The sequence below is a fragment of the Paenibacillus alvei DSM 29 genome, assembly GCF_000293805.1.
In the GTDB taxonomy this organism is placed as follows: domain Bacteria; phylum Bacillota; class Bacilli; order Paenibacillales; family Paenibacillaceae; genus Paenibacillus_B; species Paenibacillus_B alvei.
In genome coordinates this window covers 93,066-113,167 of sequence record NZ_AMBZ01000012.1, presented here as the reverse complement: position 1 = coordinate 113,167, position 20,102 = coordinate 93,066, and the positions used below count along the sequence as shown (strand labels likewise).

The window sequence follows — 20,102 nt, the reverse complement described above, 5'->3', positions numbered from 1 at the left end:
GTCCATCATCCGCTCTGCTTTGCAAGATATTGGCAGTATTGAAATATGCGCTCAAGCGAACGATGCCGAATATGAGGCTCATCGAACTTCATTGGCTTTGCGTTTGCCTCGAAGAACCAGATGCTGCCGCTTGCATCGACACCTAAGTCCATTGACATCTCGCCATGTAAATGACCTGAGGCGCGCTCAATCTGCCTTGCAATAATAAGTGCAGCATGTCTGGCTCGAGTCATGATGCGCTTGGACTGTCCAGTACCGAACACGGAAATGAGGAGCTTTTCTGGATCGTCTATGCTTCCGCCGCGCGGTACATGTGTCGTAATACTAGATGAACCGGCGACACGCGCGCCAACGCCTGTAATTTCCCAATGTCCCCGGCCATTTTTCTGAATAAGGACTCGAAGATCGAAGGGACGTCGATTGCTGGCAGCTAGTGGAATGCCTTGTTGCACGATATAGTCATGCATTCCTGCCTGCTTCTGTATCCGACTCCACAGCTTCGTAATCGTTGCACACTTGTAGGATAGACTTTTCTTTTTATCCTGAATCTTAAGGCGGTATTTCAGTGCTTTGGTATGGTTCACGCGGAGGGTCATAATGCCGGCACCCGCCTTGCCGGATTCCGGCTTCAGGAACAAATATGGATGCTTATGCAACATTTTTCCTAACGTACTGGATGTTTTTAGCCGCTTCGTTGATGGAATATACTTTTTCGTGATCTTGGATTTTTTCAACCATTCAAATAAATTCCATTTATTGAAAAAGTAGGGGTTAAATATGCGTATAGTTGGATGGGCGAGCACTTCCTTGATTTTGCTGCGCACAGTAGGCAGACTTTCATCTTCTCGAAGAGGAATGCGATTGTAAATGACATGCGGAAGCGGGAACCACTCCTGCTTCCACATATTGTTGTCGTTAATCGTATATCCGATGACCCGCTTGGCACTAAGCTTCAAGTCTTTTACGGTAAGGAGATAGACGATAAATCCCATGCCTCTTCCAGTTTGAATGATGTCGGCAAAATTATCGCGATTGCCGCGGAAATGCTCTTTGGCATCATCCATTGTTAATATGGCGACGACCGGCGTAGGTGTTGCTTTCTCTTTGCCGCTCACACGATCTCCCCCCTGCGGAATTTACTTAGGTACAGGCAGTGATCCAATATGTGTTCAATCGATGCTTGCCCTTCATTCTTAAGGGAAGGGTGCTTAAAAATGGATCGTCCAGGCTTGGCGTTTGCTTCGAACATCCAGACATGCTCGTCACGATCAATGCCGATATCGAATCCGAGCTCTCCCAGCAAATGTGGATGATTGCGTTCAATGGCTTCTGCCAAAATAATGGCAATCTTTTTCGCCTTCTCAAGGACTTCGTCTGAGCGGTTCCCGAAGGCGCGTTGAAGTGCCTGCGAAGGGGTCATCAGCTTGCCGCCATTTTTAACATGTGTAGTTACACTGCCCTTGCCTGCCTTTTTGGCACCGATGCCGACAACCGCCCATTTATCGTCTCCGTTCTTATGCATATGGAAACGGAAATCAATCGGACATCCGTCAATTTCAATTAAACGAACACCTTGCTGAATCACATAACTGCGAAGGTTGCGGCCATGTCTTGCTTCCAGCATGCGCATCAGGCTGGCAAAGGTTCGAAAGCGGAGCAGTACGTTTTTTCCATTTGTTGTATAGCGTGCAAAATACCCTTTCTTAGGCAGGTAGGTAAGTCGATAAATGCCGATTCCAAGGCTGCCGCCGGATGGCTTATAATAGGCAAATTGATGACGTTCCAGCATCGAGCGTATTGTATCGGTTGAGGGATTCATAACGGATTCCGGTACATATCGATTCGCTTCTATTTCACCCTTCAGCAAGGCATACACATCTGATTTATTGAAGAAGCTCCAATTGAAAAAAGGTATCTTCTTACGGGTGAAGCGTTCCCGAATCATATTGTAAGTGCCAGAGGTTTCGGCTCGCCTGCTTGGCAAGCGGTTGTATACGACGTCGGGGAGCGGGACGGTTCGTCTTACCCAGCCTCCGGAAGGACCAAGGAAGTAGCCTAGCACGGTTTCGTTTTGCCAATTGATATCGCGTGGGGCAAAAGCGAACACATAAGCTTTTTTATTGCCTGTTCGCAATATTTGTCTAATGAATCCTGTTCGGTTACCGAATGGAGCCACAGGAGATCTTGAAGCTCCGTCTGACATAATGCCTATCAGGGGGCCGAGCTGCAGATCACCCTCTGAATCACTAAACAAAAGCACGGATCCTGACTTAGGGACGCGAATTGAAGAACGCAATCCAGCTGTAACGTAGAGATGCTTGCCGGGCCTACGGATCGGTTTGACCAATGCTGGAGTGACTGATTTGCCGAGTCTAAGCTTTACCGATCGTTTGCCTGTAAGCTTAAGTTCTTTCAATAGCGAGTTAGAGACATATAAAAATTTACCGGAATTTGGCGTCAAATGGACGTTGCATACCGTCAAACTCATGAACTGACCCTCCTAAGGTACCGAACCAACATGTGGCGTGCGTACAAAATCGGATTTTCCACTGATTTTAAAGCGGCTTCGTGCTCACCCGTTTGTCTGAAGACAGATCTGCCAGGTTTGGAGTTGACTTCAAGCAGCCAGAGGCGAGCATCGAGGTCGATACCGAAGTCGAGGCCAATCTCGCTTATTCGCCCATACTGAGCCTCCAGAAGCGGTGGAATGTACTTGCTATATTGACGTAGCTGTTTGATAAGCCGCTGTCCGTGATTCGGTTCAAATTGGCTTGCCAAGAACGGAATGACCGGGACGGCTCGACCGCCCCCGTGCAGGTTCGAAGTGACGCTGTTAGGCTGGCCTATTCGTGCAGCCATACCTGTGAAATCCCAGCGCCCATTTTCGTCTTTTTGCATGAGAACGCGTATGTCAAACGGCTCTCCCTCTTGGGTGGCCAATGATAAATAGGGTTGAATGATAAACTTTCGATTGCCTACAAACCGTTCAATCCAGGCGAATCCCTCTTGAGGACAAGGGAAAAGATGATGGATCGCCTCGTTGTTGTCATCTCGTCCTCGCAGTTCCAGCGGAGAGGATATGAGTTTCGAACCTGTCTCCTCCTCGCTGTTGCGGTGGAGGTGAATATGGAGTGTAGATTTCCCGTGAGTTCCACCATGCGGCTTCAGAAATAGTCCTTCTTGAAAACGACTCAACTGATCAACGAGGTTGGCGACGCCTGTGAACAGCCGAGTGGGGGGCAGTATGGGAGATAGGTAGGAGTCATTACGCAAGGAACGATAGATCTCCCATTTGCCTCGTAAGCCGACACCTAGCAGCCTTACATTTGCTTGCTCCATCATGCGAGCTATCGCTGCCCGTGTTTTTCTGTATTGGCGGTTATCGGTGTAGGTGCACCTGTCGTAAGCGAGCGCAGGCAGGGGGAGATTTTGGCGTTCCCACCCCGATTTGGTATATACAAATGCATGTACGGTATGGTTATTCCAATGGATCCATAGCGGGGAGAACACCATAACATGAATGCCGTGCTTGCGTCCGGCTATGGATAATCTGCGGCAATACGCTGCCTCCGTGAATGGCAGCACGCCTTTCGCTTCGCATTGCAGAACGCCAAGTGTCGGATATGAAGCTTCTGAAGCGTTCATTGCTGCCACCTCCTTAGATTCCGGTCAGAAAGCGAGCGTAGTCAACGATTTTACGTACAGACGGACGGATTTTGTTATCGCTTAATGGGGTGTTGTCGTTTTTGGATGGCTTAGAATTGACTTCAAGCAACCATACTTTACCAGAATTATCAACAGCCAGATCAATCCCTAGCTCGCCGAAATGAGCGGGGATGTGTGTATCTATTCCTTGGGCGATGTCAAGTGCTGCCCGCTTCAGCCGCGCACTTACATCGCTTTTCACCGAAGTAGGCAAATTGGAACGATGAATCGCTTCCCTTACGGTGCTAAGCGAACCGCCGCGTGCCAGATTAGATACAAAGTGTTGATTACTTGCGATGCGTGCGACGATGGAGGTGATGGTCCATTTTCCAGATGCATTTTTCTGTACGAGTGCGCGGAAATCGACGGGTCGCTTGCCATGATCAATAAGGGTCAGACCCTGTTGAATTTGATAGCGATTCGACTTGATCTTGCCGGATAGGCTGGAATATATCTTTACCAAACTGCTGAATTGCTGGCGCTTTGTTCCGTTCAAGGTGGTATACAAGGCTTGATAGCTATGGTCTGGCATGCGGGTAATGCGAATTATTCCTTTCCCGAGGCTGCCGCGAGCTGGTTTTAAGAATACCGTTGAGTAACGGCTGCACATGTTTTTTAAGGTGGAGTAGCTGCGGAGTGAATAAGATTCTGGTAAATATTTTGCAAACTCGGGGTGAGGCCGTAACGCCTCGAACACTTCTGTTTTATCCAGAAATTTTTCGTTAAAGACGACAGACTGATAACGTGATTTTACTTCTTTCATAAAATGCTGTACGCTAGGTTTGTTCTCCAGCTTGCGGGATGTCAATCGGTTGTTAATAATGTCTGGAATTGGCATCGTTACTCGCTGCCAGCTGCCATTGCTATGAACCCACGCTCTTACGTTGTGGAGATCTTGAATATGATCGGGTGTGAAGAAGCACACCCACGCCCCTTGTAGCTGGCATGCATCGACCAACTCTTTGCAAAAGGATGTTATTGACCCGAATGGCTTATCAGGCATACTAGGATGATCGCGGCTTATTAATACACCAATTAGCGGTCCAAGGCTCAGGGTTTGGTTAGACGTTTTGTAGGCGGCACGCAATGACAGGCCGTTAATAAGTCCCATCTTCCGTGCAAGAGAATGACTCATTCTCAGCCCATCGAAGCGGGTGGCGGATATTACTGTTATGCGCTGCCTAAAGGAACCGAACTTTACCGTCAACGGCTGATTGACAGGAACCTTCCACAGCTTGGCGTAGGCCTCTCCCAACACGAGCACATCGTCTTGCAAGATGCTGGAACTGATCAACTGGAGCGTCGCTTTTGATTTAGACATGGAGGTTCTCCTTCCAACAACAACTTGCAGTCATTCATACGATTCCATCTGCATGGGTCGATACAGATAGAACGTATACGTTAATTCATCATATGAGGACATATTTCCCTTGGTGATTGACCTAGAGAAGGAAAAAACAGGAGGGGATGAGTATGCCGGTTTGGCTATTTATTAGTTTTAGTGTTGCCGTCGCAGCAATCGTAGGCGGGGTAACGAACCATTTTGCGATTAAAATGCTCTTTCATCCACGGAATGCTATATACATTGGGCGCTGGCGAGTTCCATTCACGCCAGGGTTGATTCCGAAAAGGAAGGATGATATTGCGGCTTCCTTTGGCGAGGTTGTATCCGAATACTTGGTGACAAGTGACGGTCTTCGTACGATGTTGAATCGTCCAGAAGCCCGCGAGAATGCCGTTCAAGCGGTGCTTCGGATGACACGTGATTGGTCTGAAGACAGCAGAACGGTAAAAGAGTGGGCAGCACAATTGTTCCCGGACAAGGAGTGGGATGAGATTCGGGATTATTCTGCGAGTCGATTGAATGAATGGACGAGCAATGGGGTTAAGAAGTGGCTGGAGAGGAAAGGCTGGGATGAGCGGCCTCTTGTGGAATGGTTGCCGGCAGGCTGGGAGCAATCTTCTGCAAAATGGGCGGATAAAGCAGCTGCTGCGATGCTGTCTTCATTCGAGAAGGAGTTAACATCGTTTCAGGGACAGCTGCTCATGACGAAGCTGGCTAAGGAGGTTATTGATCGCGCTTCCGGATTTTTTGGCGCGATGGCAGCGATATTCGTGGATGAGGATAAGCTGGTAACGAAAATGACGCCTATTCTTGTTGAGCAGCTGCGTTCTCCGAAGGTCCGTGCAGCTGTTGCAAGTTTCATGTTGACCAAACTTAATGAATGGCTTCAAGAAACGCCTTCCCAACTCGTACGCTCTTGGGCAGAGCTTCCAGAAGAGGCGAATTCGCTTGATTATATCGTAGGTCATGCTGCTGAATTCATTCAGTGGCCTAAGCAAATTGAGCGCCTCGGTGCAGTTCAACCAGGCCAATTAGTCGGAAAATATGAATCCGTATGGAAGGAATATGTCCCCAGTGTGGTGAAGGCTGCCTTTGGCTTGCTTGATCGTAATCTGGATTCTATTGTGCGGGCAGCACGTCTAGAGGATGTCGTGCGTTCACAAGTGGAACAGTTCCCAATTGAACGTCTGGAGACGATTATTTTAAGCGTGTCAGGCAAGGAATTCCGGGCCATTACATGGTTAGGGGCGCTGCTTGGTGGTATTATCGGGTTAGTGCAGTCCTTTGTTTTATTAGCTGTCGGATAAACGCCATATTTGGACGAGGACAGCAGTGAGGAACTATGTTATGCTGAAGATTGTATTTTTTTGCGGGAGGTAATGGATGATGAGCGTATATGACAAAGCGCACGACTTGGCTCGTGCATTGCAGGCTTCTGAGGAGGCCAAGGCAGTAGAAGAGGCAATGAAGGCAGTGGAAGCGAATCCTGAAGGCAAGCAGATGCTGGATGATTTCCGCGCGCGCCAAATGGAATTGCAGCAAAAGATGATGACGGGTGAAATGCCAGAGCAGGATGAAATGGAAAAAATGGAAAAGTTATTCCAAGTGATTAGCATGAATACTGATATCGCTAAGCTTTTCGATGCAGAACGTCGACTTGCTGTCGTCATTCAAGATGTGAACAAGATCGTCTCCGAATCGCTTGGACACCTTTATCAATAGGACAAGAAAGAAGTCATGGGATTCATATAACCGGCATACGCTCTAGTATAGGACAAGATTAGAGATGGTCTACCGAATGGCGGCTCATCTCAAGTAAGGAGCGTAACGGAATGAAAACGGAACAAAATAAGGCAACTGCGAAACCACGGAACAACTGGAAACACGTAATATCCATCATACTTGTTGTAGCTATGCTGATTTATGTACTGCCTACGTTGAACTTTAAGGAGGGCTGGACGCCTTCCTCTACGTTTGGAGTAGTATGGATTGCGTTTGCCTTGCTGATCGTGGCTGCTCATCTGCATCGCTTGCTGCGTGTGGACGAGGAAATGGAGCAGCGTCTGCGGGAAATCAAGCGCGAGAAGTATAATCGCCTTGAGGCGCGTTTGAAAGGTCAGCCTGCCAGATTGAAATAATCGTACTTGCTTGGGAATAGGGCCCTCCACTAGGAGAGGCTCTATTTTTTATGTTCTGAAATCCAGTGGACACACATAATTGTGTCAAGATAGGGTTGCTTTTAATCGGTTGTTTGACTGTTTCTAAAGGCGGAACAGACGTGTTTCATTGGTAGGTTATTTTCTTGTATAGTGGGTTGGATTGGTGTAATAATTGGAAATTGAAATACTCAAAATGGTGGGTTATAATACTCGCATCTGTCAGATGAGAACCACATTAATAATTTGGTCAGTCGGTCAATAAGGAGGTGACAGCGTGAAAAGTATTCGTTTTTTCTGGTCGGAATTCGTCGCGAATATCCGAACAAAAGAGGTGCTTGTGCCTGTTTTGGGTCTGCTTATCATCCCGCTGCTGTACTGCGGTGTATATTTGGTTGCGAATTGGGATCCGTATAGTAATGTCAAGCATCTGCCTGTCGCTGTCGTCAATGAAGATCGACCGGTGATGTACGAAGGAAAGGAGATTGCGATTGGTCGGGAATTGATCGAGAAGCTTCATGATAATGACAAGGTTGCCTTTCATTTCGTAAGCAGGCAGGAAGGGGAACGGGGGTTGAGTGAGAACAAGTTCTACTTGATGATTCGCATACCAGAACAAATGTCTCATAATGCAACGACGATCCTTGATCCACATCCGCAACCGATGAATCTGATTTATACAGAGAACAGCAGCTATAATTTTATTTCTGGTCAAATTGCAGATAAAGTTGTACAGAATATAAAGGCTGAATTGTCGCAAAAGGTTACGGAAACCTATGTAGAGCAAATGTTCAACGCACTTGACAAAGTAGCGGATGGGCTATATGCGGCAAGTGAAGGTGCAAATCAAATCGAGCAGGGGCTAGGCAAGCTTGGGGAAGGTATTGAGAAGTTCAGAGATGAACTGAATGCTAAGGTGGATTCCAAAACTTCGCAGGCTGGAACATTGGTCGAACGCGCTCTGGAAGATAACAAAGAAAAGCTTGATAAGATGATTCATAAAGAGATCGATGCAGCGATCCGTAACAACAAGCCGAAGATGATGGATAAGATTCATCGGGAAATTGATGCACAATCGGATAAATACTACGATATTGTACACGATTCGCTACATACCAAAATTGATGAACTCATACGTTCGAAATCGATGCCGGCGAAGGAAAAAGTGCATCAACAAATCGACGAGCAGGCTGAGCAGTATGGCGAGCAAATTCGAGAGAACATGCATCGGGAAATTGATCAGGCTTACGATGCAAATTTAAACAAGGTGCTCGGAAAGATAAGCACTGAGCTAAATGATTCGCTTACGGAGATGGAGCCTGCAGCCCGTGCCAAGATGCATACTATCATCGACAATGAATACAGCAAGCTGGACAGTACCATTCGTTCCTCTATTCACCGGTATATCAATGAGAAGGTTGATGCTATTTTTGACGGTGCAATTCAGCGGGGCAAGGATGAAATGAACAAGATCCAAGAGGATCTGAAAATGCTTGAAGAGAAGCTCAAGCCATTTGAAGATCAAATCCCGCCTAACATGAAAGCACCTTGGGATGAGCTCAAGAAAAAGCTTGTGGATGTGCGAACAAAGGTGGAGAACCGGCTGAACGGTAAACAATTGTTGGCGTTGAAGGAGAAGGTGAAGCAGGATCTTACCGAGCTTGCAGATCGAGAGCTAAGCAAGGTAGGGAGCTCGCTCGTTAAGAAGCTGCACGAGGCAGCAGATCAGAAGTTTAGTGAGGTCTTTCCTCAAATTCGTGCATTGGCCAATCGTATGGTGCTGATGAAGGCGAATGAGCTGGCTCCTCAACTGCGGGATAAGGCGCATGAGCTAGCGGACAATATGTACCAGCAGAAATCGAAGCAGCTTGTGGATAAGCTGCATACACTGGTCGACGAAAAGTGGAAGCAATACGAGCCAAAAGTTGTGAACGGCATTCATCACAAAGTAAATGAGGAGCTAAACCGCTTGGCTCCGGAAATTACGAAGAAGCTGCATACGGCGGCAGATGACAAAGTAAATTCGCTAGAGCCAATGGCACGCGACATGCTGCATAATTTGGCTGATATGAAGCTGGATGAGGCAGGGGGGCATATACAGAAGATCATGTTCCAGAAGATGAGCGATATGCTGAATCAAGTGGATAAGGCGAAGGCCTCCATCAACAATGGATTTGCAATGCTTTTGGATGGTCAACAGCGATTGATGAACGGCGGGGCTGAATTGCGCGACAAGCTTCGAGAGGGAGCGCAAAAGGCGACTCAAAACCCTACCGACAAAACGTACGAGATGATATCATCGCCGGTTGGCAGCGACAAGCTGCAGAATCATGATGTGACTACCTATGGAGTCGGAATGGCGCCTTATTTCCTGTCGCTTGGCTTCTTTGTGGGTGCGCTTATGTTCTCTATGGTTTATCCGTTGAAAGAAACAAGCGCGAGACCACCGTCCGGAATGGCGTGGATGGTCAGTAAATTTGGTTTCATGACCGTCGAGAGCATGCTACAAGTGATTATTTGCGGTACAGTCGTTCTGACGGTCATTAAGCTGCCTGTAACGAATCTTCCAATGTTCTTTCTAGTATGCTTGACGACCAGCTTGACCTTCTTTGCTCTGATTCAATTTTTCATAACGACATTTGGCAATGTAGGCCGGTTTATTATTATCATCCTGCTTGTCCTACAGTTGTCATCAACGGCTGGTACTTTCCCGATTGAATTGACGCCGCCATTTTTCCAAATGCTTCACCCATGGCTGCCGATGACCTACACGATCCGGGCCTTCCGCGGTGTAATCTCATTAGGAGATATGAGCTATGTTTGGATGAATGTTGGATTTCTATCGGTATATATTGCATTGGCGCTGACAGCGAGCAGCGTATCGTTCCAATTATTCTATCGCAAGCTGGTGAAAAAAGAAAAAACAGCCGTCGCATCTAATGTAGCTTCAGGATGACATTTGATAGCTGCTCCTTCCTCTGCTCATATAGAAACATCACAAGTTGGTATTTGCAAAGTCAAATGCCAACTTGTTTTTTTTGCAGTTTATTATAAATATATGGTAAACTAAGCACAGAATACAACAGTTCGGAATATAGGGGTGTAACAGATGGATGGCCATGATGCGACGCTAACAAAGCATGAACAATTGCTTCAGCATATTGAGAGCTTGAAGCCAGGGACTAAAATATCGGTTCGTAAGCTGGCAAAGGAAATGGGAGTTAGTGAGGGAACCGCCTATCGTGCCGTGAAGGAAGCGGAGAGCATCGGGATTGTCGTTACGAAAGAGCGGATCGGCACAGTTCGGGTAGAGAAGAAGCCGCGCAATATGTCCGAGCAGCTTACGTTTGGCGAAGTTGTTGATATATTAGGCGGGCATGTACTTGGCGGTAGCCGCGGTTTAATGAAGACGCTGAACAAGTATGTAATCGGAGCGATGAAGCTGGATGCTATGGCTCGTTATATTGACGCTGGGAGCCTGCTTATCGTCGGGAACCGTGAGGATGCCCATCGACTTGCGCTTCAACATGGTGCAGGTGTACTTATTACGGGGGGATTCGGGACAAGCCGAGAGGTGAAGCTTCTTGCAGATGCGCTGGATTTGCCAATCATCTCATCGAAGTACGATACCTTTACGGTTGGTTCTATGATTAACCGTGCGTTGTTCGACCGATTAATTAAGAAGAAAATCATGATTGTAGAGGATATTGTCACCGCAAAAGACAAAATGTTCGTTCTGCGACCATCCAGCACAGTAGATGACTTCCAGCGACTGCGTGAAGAAACAAACCACACGCGGTTCCCAGTAGTAGATGAATGGTATCGGGTAATTGGAATGATCACATACAAGGATGTGCTGGGAGCTGAATCGGGTACGAGCATCGATAAGCTCTATACGAGGAGCCCGATAACGGCAACGCTTCAGACAACACTAGCTTCGGCTGCCCATACTATGGTATGGGAGGGGGTCGAATTACTTCCGATCGTTGATCGCAATCGCAAGCTGATCGCAGTAGTAACAAGACGACAGGTGCTGCAGGCGATGCGTGATGCCCGCAAGGAGCCGCAGCTTGGGGAAACCTTTGATGACCTCATTTGGCATGGGTTTGAAGAAGAGCGAGATGATAAGGGACAGCTTTATTTCCGTGGCGTTATCACACCGCAGATGGTGAATGGATTCGGCTCTGTATCAGAGGGGATTTTATCCACAATTATGACGCAGGGCGCTTTGAGGGCAGTAAAGGACGTTCGCAGCTACGACCACGTTATGGAAAATATGACGACCTATTTCGTTCGCCCTCTTCAAATTGAGGATATCGTTACCATGCACCCAGAATTTATCGAAATGAGCCGCAAATTTTGCAAGCTGGAGATGTCTATTCGCCACGGCGAACACCTCGTAGCCAAAGCCATGATGACTGCGCAGTCGATTGATCACGACTAACCGCCTGACCAATATTATGAAGTTATGAAAATAGCTTCATACAAACTTCAAGAAGGCGGGAAGCGTGTGTCGTCGTGAGAGATTAACATATTAACCATAACCTATAGCGGGTTTTGATAAAATCTAATGAAATTGATAAAAAAGGGATCGCTTTTCTACCGTTACGCGGTGGAGAAGTTGCAATCCCTTTTTGTTGTTGATGTAGTGATTATTTTTTACCTGCTGAATAAATGGCTTGATAATGACTGTGGTTCCGTATTCCTGCGAATAAATTGAACAGTCCGATTACGAGCAATACAGCCCCTACAATAACTCTTACGGTCGATGCTGTGAACATGAAAATTTGAATTGATGCGATAAACAACAACATAAATCCCATACAAATATTCATTTTAGCCGCATACAAGCCACGAAGTGCCGTAGCCTGCTCACGTCTTGAACGAAAGCTGAAATACACAGACAATCCTGATGTCATACAAATCAAGATAATCAGCACCCATTGGATAGTTTCCATCGATTAAGCAACTCTCCTTCTACGACAATAGGGAAACAAAACAACACTAAAGCTCCTTTATATTACCATATTCAAAGGGACAGTCCTACAAGATTTAACAATCCAATATAGGAAAAGACCTATTAGCTTAGTGCCATTACTCGAAGATTGCTATTCAAAGATTGCTGCTCAAAGATTGCTGCTCAAACATCGCTACTCAAACATCGCTACTCAAACATCGCTACAAAATCATCGTTATTCAAATATCGTTGCTCAAATGTCATTACCCAACCCAAGTGTCTTCAGACTTATTGTTGTTTTGCAAAAACAGCCTCTTTCAATCACCCCAATTTCTAGGTTCTTTTTTGCCCTTTTCACCACTATCCCATTGGGTCAGTTATCGTTTCGTAATCAAATTTAAAAGCAAGACAAAGCATTAACGGTTAAAGGCCTTGTTGTTGACGCGAGCAGAAGGATAAATGAGTCATAAATAACATCGAAGAATGGACATAAGAAAAGCACAGCGAAATTTAGTGTTTCGCATGCTTAGAACATCTAAATATAAAAACGTGTAGTAAATGCTGCAATAGCCTTTATAAATCTGTACAGCAATGTCTGAAAACGTAAAAGTAATAGCAGTAAAAGGCGCTACAAAAAGCAGTAAGCAGTAAAGAAAGAAGAAAGGCAGTAAAAGCAGTAAAAGCAGTAAAAGCAGTAAAAGCAGTAAAAGAAAGAAGTAAAAGAAGTAAGGCTGTTAAAACAGTAAATGCTGCAAAGACTGCAAAGACTGCAAAGACTGAAAAGACTGAAAAGACTGAAAAGACTGAAAAGACTGAAAAGACTGTAAAACATATAAAATCCTATAAAAAATGTAGCAGCAACCAAGTAGAGTGAACGAATCGGGAGACAAAATGTGTATTAATAAACTATGAGCTGGGTATAAAATGGTCAAGGGTTTGGTGAAAACAAATTAAAACAAATTAAAACAAATTAAAGCATACCAAAAGATACAAGTAAATAATAGATATGAGTCTAGTCGAATATTTGATAGGAAAGGGTGTAGAATTCGAGCATTGGTTACCCTTCGTAATGAACCTGATTTAAGCACAACGTTTCAGCTTGGGGATTGATATTGAACTCGATGTGAAAAGAGGCCTACAGAATTGGCAGAACAACTCCGAAGCAGATTTATACATATACGAAATATTATAACGAAAACAATACTCGTCCAAATATAGCTGTAGATATTTTGAGCCAATTCCGTGAAACGTTTCATTCAGCCAACGCCAAACTTGTTTAGACGATTGATACAAACGATCCTTTCGTTTAATTCTATAAAAATATCGATTAATAGTAGGTTCCATAGAAGAAGCAGCAACATGTGTATTAATAAATGCTTGGTGTTCAACATAGGAGAGTATTTTGTGATCTGGTCGAGCAAGACTAGTCATTTTCATTTTAAGTGCACTTGTGGAACCATTTAGGGTGACGGAATGCGCAACAATTACAGGGTGCTGTCGCTCTTTGAATGGACTGATCGGATGATATCCGTAAAAAGCCAGCAGGCCTCGTACATCACCGTGTAAAGGGCGAGCATTATCCGCACGGTTAATAGCGGTTCGTATTTTATGCAGCATTGACCAGGCTGTTTTATACGTAACTTGGATGATCGCGCTGAGCTGCACGGCGTTCAGGCTGCAATGAGGACGCGAAAGGTGCCATAATGCAGTAAACCATTTCTGCAGGGGTGTTCGACTACCTTCCATAACGGTACCAACGGTTAAGGAAGCCTGATAATGACAAGCCCGGCATTCATATAAAGGAAGCCTGCGTGTTGAAATGGTACATGCTTGTTGGTGCTGGCAGCGCGGACATACAAAGCCTTTTGGCCATTTCAATGTATATAAAAAAGAAGTGCAGGCGTCTTCATTATGCAATAACTTCTTGAGATGAGAGCACGAAGGATCTATAAGGTTTGTTCTCATAGCGATTCTCCTAAGATATAGACAAAAATGATGCATGAGATGATGATTATTTTAATTAGGTGAAATGAATTTTTGATCTATGTATATTGATAATATTTAGAGAGATTATATATGGGAACTAATGTTCCTGTATTGATTATATGGAATATATGTTCTTATTTCAATAGTTGAAATATAAATTTTAAGATTAAATCAGTGTACTTGATCGGTAGTAATGAAATGTACATGAGTAATTTTAGGGAAAAGCGCATTTGGGCACTGAGTCGAAGGGATAGTGGAGCAATATTGTTAGAAACACATACGGGGAGAATGGTTGTTAATGAAATATGCAAGTAAAGATATAAAGTAGGGAGTGAAAAGACAAATAATAGTTACACGTAAAGATGACGCACAAATAGAAACGACATGAACGAAATATGGAATGAAATTTCGAAAAAATTTGGAAATGTTTGGGTTTAGAAGAGGTGCATATGTATAAGGTTGTTGGCTGTAGAATTTTTTACAATTATGGTGATGTTGGAATGTAGGGATGGACGTCAATCCAGACGTGGAGCACACCTTCTGTGACGAGCATTGTTCTCAATTGAACTGCATAGTCTTTGTCATTGATGTCAGGATATATTTTGCGGGATAGCAGCCCTTCAACGAGTTTGCTGTATTCGTCAATTTGGAATACATTCCGGCCCTTTAGTACGGTTAGTTCTTTTAGTAATCGGCGACGAAGCTCCATTTCGTCAGCTTGTGGGATATTTACTCCGTTCTGCTGCTTGTAAATGTGCAGGTCGATGCTTTTAATAATGGTTTTCCGATTTTTGTAGCGAAGCAAATCCTCCGTTTCTGCTTTGTAATGTGCAAGACGATCGCGCAGGTCGATGTTCATCATCATGACTTCATTGAATTGGTGCAAGTAGACTGCGTGATAAACGCCGGCACCTATAACGCTGCCGACTATGATCAGTGAAAGATTACTAAGCCACAATGGAGTTTTGCGTTGGCGCATCGTCTGTGTTCTCCTTCCTTGTGTTCTCCGCATGTAACCAACCGTTCGAAAGGCTCAGAACAGTTGTAGCATAACGTTTACGAAAAGTTATAGACGGCTGCGGCATATCCAGTGGATGAGCTCTGTGCTGAAGTGAGCCCCCAGAAATGATACGAAGATATACAAGAGCTGCTTGAATACGGGATTCAAGTTACCCATCCAAAAGTTGCTTTCAATGACACGAATCGGATCGATTGTACCGCCAACAGCAGCGACAACTGCCCATATTTTGAGGTGTTCTGCAATATGGCGCATCGTATCCGCAGGAGGTTGAAGAGCGATTACGGATCCGATACCTGCTAATATGGCACCTCCGAGCACAATGCCGAAGGCGATAAAGAAGTCGAGCAGCGCTTTGGAAAGAAAAGAACCCATTGTTTAGCCCCTTTTCACATAGAATAACCCTTTGTACATGTATAGGACTTGCTGGCGGAATTATGATACAATAAGAAACGAAAATATGTTCGCATGATGTATCAGAGTAGGGAGTGAATGTTATGGAGCAGTTCGTGCATCTGCACGTGCATAGTGAATACAGCTTGCTCGACGGAGCAGCGCGTATTGAAGCGCTTGCTGCACGGGCAGCCGCATGCGGGATGAAGGCGTTAGCTCTCACAGATCATGGGGTGATGTACGGGATCATTCCTTTTTATAAAGCATGTAAGTCTCATGGCATTAAGCCAATTATTGGCGTGGAAGCGTATGTGACGACAGGAGGGCTTCATGAGAAGGTATCGCGCAAGGAACAGCCAATCTATCATTTGATATTGTTGGCGAAGAATGAGCAGGGATACCGGAATCTAATGAAGATTTGCTCCGTTGGCCATTTGGAAGGGTTCCACTATAAACCTCGTGTCGATATGGATACGCTTCGTAAGTATGCGGATGGGATTATTGCGCTTAGCGCCTGTCTTGGTGGCGAGGTGTCGCAGCATGTGCTTCATGGCAATGAAGAGGCTGCACGCAAAGCAGTTGAACGATATAAGGATATTTTTCATGATGGATTTTATATTGAGTTGCAGGATCACGGCCTTCCGGATCAAAAGAAGGTTAACATTGGCCTTATAGCATTAAGTGAGCAGACAGGAGTACCGCTTGTGGCAACGAACGATGTCCATTATTTACAGCGGGAAGATGCAGCGATGCAAGATGTCCTCATTTGCATTGGTACAGGGAAAACCGTTGACGATGAGGGTCGGATGCGTATGCATACGGATCAGATGTATTTTAAGTCTCAGGATGAAATGAGGGCATTGTACCGTCATGTTCCGGAAGCAATTACGAATACGGCTCGGATTGCGGATGAATGTAATGTGATACTTGATTTCGGCGGGCATGTGCTTCCTGCCTATCATCCGCTCCCCGAAGGCATGAATGCGGGACAGTATGTACGTCAGTTGTGCGAAGAAGGATTGGAGAGCAGGTATGGGTCGCTGCCGGAATGGCAGGATGAAGCCTTTCAACGCGAGGCGAAGGAGAGACTTGCTTATGAGCTGAATACCATTGAGAATATGGGTTTCTCTGATTACTTCTTAATTGTATGGGATTTCATTCGCTTTGCACATGAAAAAGGTATTATGACAGGCCCTGGACGGGGATCATCAGCCGGCAGTCTTGTAGCATACTGTTTGCGGATTACGAATGTTGATCCGCTCAAGTATCATTTATTGTTTGAGCGTTTTTTGAATCCGGAGCGGATTACGATGCCGGATATTGATATCGACTTTAATGATGAGCGCCGTGATGAGGTCATTGCCTACGTTGCGAATAAGTATGGCCCCGATCGGGTGGCGCAGATTATTACGTTCGGTACGATGGCTGCACGAGCGGCAGTGCGAGATGTTGGCAGGGCTCTGAATGTGCCCTATAACGAAACGGATCGGGTAGCTAAGCTCATACCGAACCAACTGGGAGTGACACTTGAGAAGGCATTGCGGACGAGCAATGAACTAAGCAACTGGAGAGAGCGGGAAGCACGCATTCGCGAGCTTATCGATATGGCGTCGAAAGTAGAAGGAATGCCGCGGCATGCTTCAACCCATGCAGCAGGGGTTGTAATCAGTGAAGAGCCGCTGACTCATTATGTTCCCTTGCAGGCAGGGACCGAGAATATTGCGCTCACGCAGTACTCTATGGAGAATTTGGAATCGATCGGCCTACTGAAAATGGATTTTCTTGGTCTGCGGACATTGTCGATTATTGAACGGACACTAGAATGGGTGAACCATCGAACAGAGAAGCCACTGGATCTAGGAACGATCGACGATACAGATAAAAAGACTTATGAACTGTTGTGCCGGGGAGATACAACGGGATTGTTCCAGCTGGAGTCAGCTGGTGTTCGTCGTGTACTGCGGGAATTGAAGCCGTCTGTCTTTGAAGATATCGTGTCTGTGCTTGCCCTGTACCGTCCAGGTCCAATGGAGTTCATACCAAACTATATTCAAAGTAAGCATGGGTTAAAGGCTGTCGAATATCCGCACCCTGATTTAAAACCGATTTTGCAAGACACGTATGGCATCATTGTTTATCAAGAGCAGATTATGCATATTGCCTCCAGAATGGCGGGATTCTCGCTTGGAGAAGCAGACCTGTTACGGCGTGCGGTATCGAAGAAGAAGCGGGAGGTGCTTGATCAAGAGCGCCGTCACTTCGTAGAAGGCAGCTTGAAGCAGGGCTATACAGAAGAAGAAGCTAATCGGGTCTATGATATGATTGTTCGCTTCGCTGATTATGGATTCCCGCGGGCGCACGCTGCTGCTTATGGTGTGCTTGCTTTCCAAACTGCTTACTTGAAGGCTCATTATCCGACAGAATTTATGGCCTCTATGCTGACAGCGAACATGGGCAGCCATCGGAAGATAGCAGAATACATTGAGGATTGTCGAAGATTGGGTATTGTCGTGTCGCCTCCAGATGTAAATGAAAGCTATGTACGCTTTACGCCTGTTGATGGCGCGATTCGTTTCGGCCTTGGCGCCATTAAGAATGTTGGTACGCTTGCCATCGAAAGTATATTGAAACAGCGAAAGGAGAAGCCGTTTGCGGATTTGCTCGATTTCTGTCAGCGGGTAGACCTTCGAGTATGCAATCGGAGAGTCATTGAATCGCTTATCCAAGCAGGGGCGTTCGATTCATTGCCAGGTCATCGTGCTCAATTGCTGGCTATGCTGGACGAGGCATTGGAAGCTGCTGCAAAATGGCGCAAAGAAAGGGATGATCTCCAAATCCAATTATTCGGCTTCGTTGAAGTGAACAATTGGACGATCGATTATCCAAATATTCCGCCATTCGCCATGACAGAGCAGCTCGAACTGGAGCGAGAATTGTTGGGATTGTATTTATCCGGTCACCCGTTGGATGACCATGCGGAGTTACTGGCATCTTCGGAAACAGATCGGCTAGTTGATTTGCACGAAGTGCCGGACGATAGTGAATGCACAGTTGCCGGAATGGTTGTATCGCTTCGTTCGATTATGACGAAGAAAGGAAAGCCGATGGCATTTATTGAAATTGAAGATCGGATAGAACGGGCTGAAGTAGTGCTATTCCCAGAGGTATGGCGTCGAGCGGAGTCTTTAATCGAGAAGGGGGCGTTGATCGCCATACGGGCGAAAGTTCAGCACCAGGATGAAGGTTATAAGCTGCTTGCTGACGAGGTCGTACCGCTCGAATCACGCGCAATTGCTACGCTTACGAAGCGTGCTGCACATCGTAAGCGCGCGCCAGAGAATCAGGGGGGCCATATGCGTCAGCGCGCAGCTATCGACAATAAACGTGGAGCCGGGGCGGCTATTGATACGAATCTCCACGCAGGCGTCGTGTCGGATGGTTCTGGGTCATCCGCTGTGCATGTGCGAAACGAGGCTCCAGTTGGGGTAAATGAAGGAAGGGCGGATGCTGTACCTGCCTCCAGATCGAGTTCGCGCCTCCCGCACCAGCAGCGTGTATATATCAAGATTACAGCTGATCATGAGCGCCCAGATTTACTACAGCAATTGAAGCAGCTCTTGAAATCACAGCCAGGCCCATTGCCGACTGTGCTGTTCTATGAGCGCGATCAGCAATTGCTGGCGCTTAGCGAAGCCTATGCGCTGAAGCCCTCGCCTGAACTGTTCAAGAAGATTGAATCCATGTTCGGAGCTGGAACGGTACGCGTGAAATGAAAATAGTCGTGGCCAGATCCTCTCTCGCAAGTAGCACAATTCCCCTCCCACCTGCATAGAGTGGTCATACACCCTATTCGCAACAAGACGAGATCGAAGGGGTGAAGGGAGGGGACGCCATGACCTTCAATATGGCGGAGCAATGGTTAGTTAAACGAGGTGTATCACTCGAATCCATCGCGGAGATTGTGCTCCATCTACAGCAGCCATACAATGCAGCATTGACGCTGGAGGACTGTTTGGACAGCGTACGAGCCGTAACTCGCAAGCGTGAGGTGCAATATACGCTTATTACCGGCATCGCATTAGATATGCTTGCGGAGCAGAAGCTGCTGCCGGAGCCGCTCCAAGCGATTATGGAAACGGATGAATCCCTTTATGGCGTAGATGAAACACTTGCGCTTGGCATCACTAGCGTTTACGGAATGATCGGCCTCACCAGCTTTGGGTACTTGGATAAAGCCAAGCTGGGAATCATTCATCATCTCAATTCGGACACCACGCAGATTCATGTGTTTCTAGATGATATTGTTGCGGGATTAGCAGCTGCGGCATCTGCAAGAATTGCACATCACAACAAGCGTGCGCAGCAGTACGGCGAGGGTGGAGCTTGCGGATCCGACGATGAGAATGCAAATTCTTAAAGAAGTCGCCAAGCCGAGATAGGGTAAGGCTTGACAGCCGTTCTACTCTGTTTAATGAGCTGCTCATTCCAGCAAGTCTGTTGGAATTTGTTGCGGTGAAATTGACAATTATGATATCATAATGG

15 protein-coding genes are annotated in these 20,102 nt (G+C 46.1%); 7 read left to right on the top strand and 8 right to left on the bottom strand.

The window, feature by feature from the left end; genetic code table 11:
- Nucleotides 1–5 precede the first annotated feature (5 nt).
- The 4 genes from PAV_RS28185 to PAV_RS28170 are packed head-to-tail and all read right to left on the bottom strand — an operon-like array spanning nucleotide 6 to nucleotide 5,026.
- Entirely contained in the window at nucleotides 6–1,115 is a 1,110-nt protein-coding gene (locus PAV_RS28185) for a YheC/YheD family endospore coat-associated protein (RefSeq protein WP_005551709.1), read from the bottom strand.
- The gene (locus PAV_RS28180) at nucleotides 1,112–2,488 is read right to left on the bottom strand and encodes a YheC/YheD family endospore coat-associated protein (RefSeq protein WP_005551708.1); all 1,377 of its coding nucleotides are present in this window, start codon (nucleotides 2,486–2,488) and stop codon (nucleotides 1,112–1,114) included. Before PAV_RS28180 ends, PAV_RS28185 begins: the two co-directional genes overlap by 4 nt.
- Complete coding sequence (locus PAV_RS28175) at nucleotides 2,485–3,645, bottom strand: YheC/YheD family endospore coat-associated protein (RefSeq protein ID WP_005551706.1); 1,161 nt, start codon at nucleotides 3,643–3,645, stop codon at nucleotides 2,485–2,487. The genes PAV_RS28180 and PAV_RS28175 overlap by 4 nt, the downstream gene beginning before the upstream one ends.
- Before the next feature lie 13 nt (nucleotides 3,646–3,658).
- Complete coding sequence (locus PAV_RS28170) at nucleotides 3,659–5,026, bottom strand: YheC/YheD family endospore coat-associated protein (protein ID WP_005551705.1); 1,368 nt, start codon at nucleotides 5,024–5,026, stop codon at nucleotides 3,659–3,661.
- A gap of 152 nt (nucleotides 5,027–5,178) precedes the next feature.
- On the opposite strand from PAV_RS28170, the gene PAV_RS28165 reads away from it, so the two are divergent.
- From PAV_RS28165 to PAV_RS28145, 5 genes are all read left to right on the top strand, one after another.
- Entirely contained in the window at nucleotides 5,179–6,357 is a 1,179-nt protein-coding gene (locus PAV_RS28165) for a DUF445 domain-containing protein (protein WP_005551703.1), read from the top strand.
- A gap of 79 nt (nucleotides 6,358–6,436) precedes the next feature.
- Nucleotides 6,437–6,772, top strand: a complete 336-nt coding sequence (locus tag PAV_RS28160; RefSeq protein WP_005551702.1) for a YlbF/YmcA family competence regulator — start codon at nucleotides 6,437–6,439, stop codon at nucleotides 6,770–6,772.
- Between the two features lie 110 nt (nucleotides 6,773–6,882).
- A complete protein-coding gene (locus PAV_RS28155) occupies nucleotides 6,883–7,188 on the top strand; it encodes a hypothetical protein (protein ID WP_005551700.1) in 306 nt (101 codons plus the stop codon).
- Nucleotides 7,189–7,483: 295 nt separating this feature from the next.
- Nucleotides 7,484–10,162: a YhgE/Pip domain-containing protein gene (locus PAV_RS28150; protein ID WP_005551698.1), complete on the top strand. Its 2,679-nt coding sequence runs from the start codon at nucleotides 7,484–7,486 to the stop codon at nucleotides 10,160–10,162.
- Nucleotides 10,163–10,315: 153 nt separating this feature from the next.
- On the top strand, nucleotides 10,316–11,650 hold the full coding sequence (locus tag PAV_RS28145) for a DRTGG domain-containing protein (RefSeq protein WP_005551697.1): 1,335 nt from the start codon (nucleotides 10,316–10,318) through the stop codon (nucleotides 11,648–11,650).
- Nucleotides 11,651–11,858: 208 nt separating this feature from the next.
- On the opposite strand, the gene PAV_RS28140 is transcribed toward PAV_RS28145, so the two are convergent.
- The 4 genes from PAV_RS28140 to PAV_RS28130 form a co-directional block, all read right to left on the bottom strand.
- On the bottom strand, nucleotides 11,859–12,164 hold the full coding sequence (locus PAV_RS28140) for a YtpI family protein (protein ID WP_005551696.1): 306 nt from the start codon (nucleotides 12,162–12,164) through the stop codon (nucleotides 11,859–11,861).
- Nucleotides 12,165–13,243: 1,079 nt separating this feature from the next.
- Nucleotides 13,244–14,128 carry a transposase gene (locus PAV_RS33915; RefSeq protein ID WP_005551695.1) on the bottom strand — a complete coding sequence of 295 codons (885 nt, stop codon included), beginning with the start codon at nucleotides 14,126–14,128 and terminating at the stop codon, nucleotides 13,244–13,246.
- Nucleotides 14,129–14,633: 505 nt separating this feature from the next.
- Entirely contained in the window at nucleotides 14,634–15,128 is a 495-nt protein-coding gene (locus PAV_RS28135; protein WP_005551694.1) for a sporulation membrane protein YtrI, read from the bottom strand.
- A gap of 87 nt (nucleotides 15,129–15,215) precedes the next feature.
- Nucleotides 15,216–15,542, bottom strand: coding sequence for a YtrH family sporulation protein (locus PAV_RS28130; RefSeq protein ID WP_005551693.1), 327 nt, complete (start codon nucleotides 15,540–15,542; stop codon nucleotides 15,216–15,218).
- 122 nt (nucleotides 15,543–15,664) lie between these two features.
- On the opposite strand from PAV_RS28130, the gene PAV_RS28125 reads away from it, so the two are divergent.
- Together PAV_RS28125 and PAV_RS28120 are read left to right on the top strand one after the other, a co-directional pair.
- Nucleotides 15,665–19,333 carry a DNA polymerase III subunit alpha gene (locus PAV_RS28125; protein ID WP_005551692.1) on the top strand — a complete coding sequence of 1,223 codons (3,669 nt, stop codon included), beginning with the start codon at nucleotides 15,665–15,667 and terminating at the stop codon, nucleotides 19,331–19,333.
- 119 nt (nucleotides 19,334–19,452) lie between these two features.
- Nucleotides 19,453–19,977, top strand: a complete 525-nt coding sequence (locus PAV_RS28120) for a phosphatidylglycerophosphatase A family protein (RefSeq protein WP_005551691.1) — start codon at nucleotides 19,453–19,455, stop codon at nucleotides 19,975–19,977.
- The last annotated feature ends 125 nt before the right edge of the window (nucleotides 19,978–20,102 follow it).

Coding starts and splice junctions, on each gene's coding strand:
- PAV_RS28180 (WP_005551708.1), bottom strand. CDS start 2,488: ATGAGTTTGACGGTATGCAACGTCCATTTGACGCCAAATTCCGGTAAA.
- PAV_RS28175 (WP_005551706.1), bottom strand. CDS start 3,645: ATGAACGCTTCAGAAGCTTCATATCCGACACTTGGCGTTCTGCAATGC.
- PAV_RS28170 (WP_005551705.1), bottom strand. CDS start 5,026: ATGTCTAAATCAAAAGCGACGCTCCAGTTGATCAGTTCCAGCATCTTG.
- PAV_RS28165 (WP_005551703.1), top strand. CDS start 5,179: ATGCCGGTTTGGCTATTTATTAGTTTTAGTGTTGCCGTCGCAGCAATC.
- PAV_RS28160 (WP_005551702.1), top strand. CDS start 6,437: ATGAGCGTATATGACAAAGCGCACGACTTGGCTCGTGCATTGCAGGCT.
- PAV_RS28155 (WP_005551700.1), top strand. CDS start 6,883: ATGAAAACGGAACAAAATAAGGCAACTGCGAAACCACGGAACAACTGG.
- PAV_RS28145 (WP_005551697.1), top strand. CDS start 10,316: ATGGATGGCCATGATGCGACGCTAACAAAGCATGAACAATTGCTTCAG.
- PAV_RS28140 (WP_005551696.1), bottom strand. CDS start 12,164: ATGGAAACTATCCAATGGGTGCTGATTATCTTGATTTGTATGACATCA.
- PAV_RS33915 (WP_005551695.1), bottom strand. CDS start 14,128: ATGAGAACAAACCTTATAGATCCTTCGTGCTCTCATCTCAAGAAGTTA.
- PAV_RS28135 (WP_005551694.1), bottom strand. CDS start 15,128: ATGCGCCAACGCAAAACTCCATTGTGGCTTAGTAATCTTTCACTGATC.
- PAV_RS28130 (WP_005551693.1), bottom strand. CDS start 15,542: ATGGGTTCTTTTCTTTCCAAAGCGCTGCTCGACTTCTTTATCGCCTTC.
- PAV_RS28125 (WP_005551692.1), top strand. CDS start 15,665: ATGGAGCAGTTCGTGCATCTGCACGTGCATAGTGAATACAGCTTGCTC.
- PAV_RS28120 (WP_005551691.1), top strand. CDS start 19,453: ATGACCTTCAATATGGCGGAGCAATGGTTAGTTAAACGAGGTGTATCA.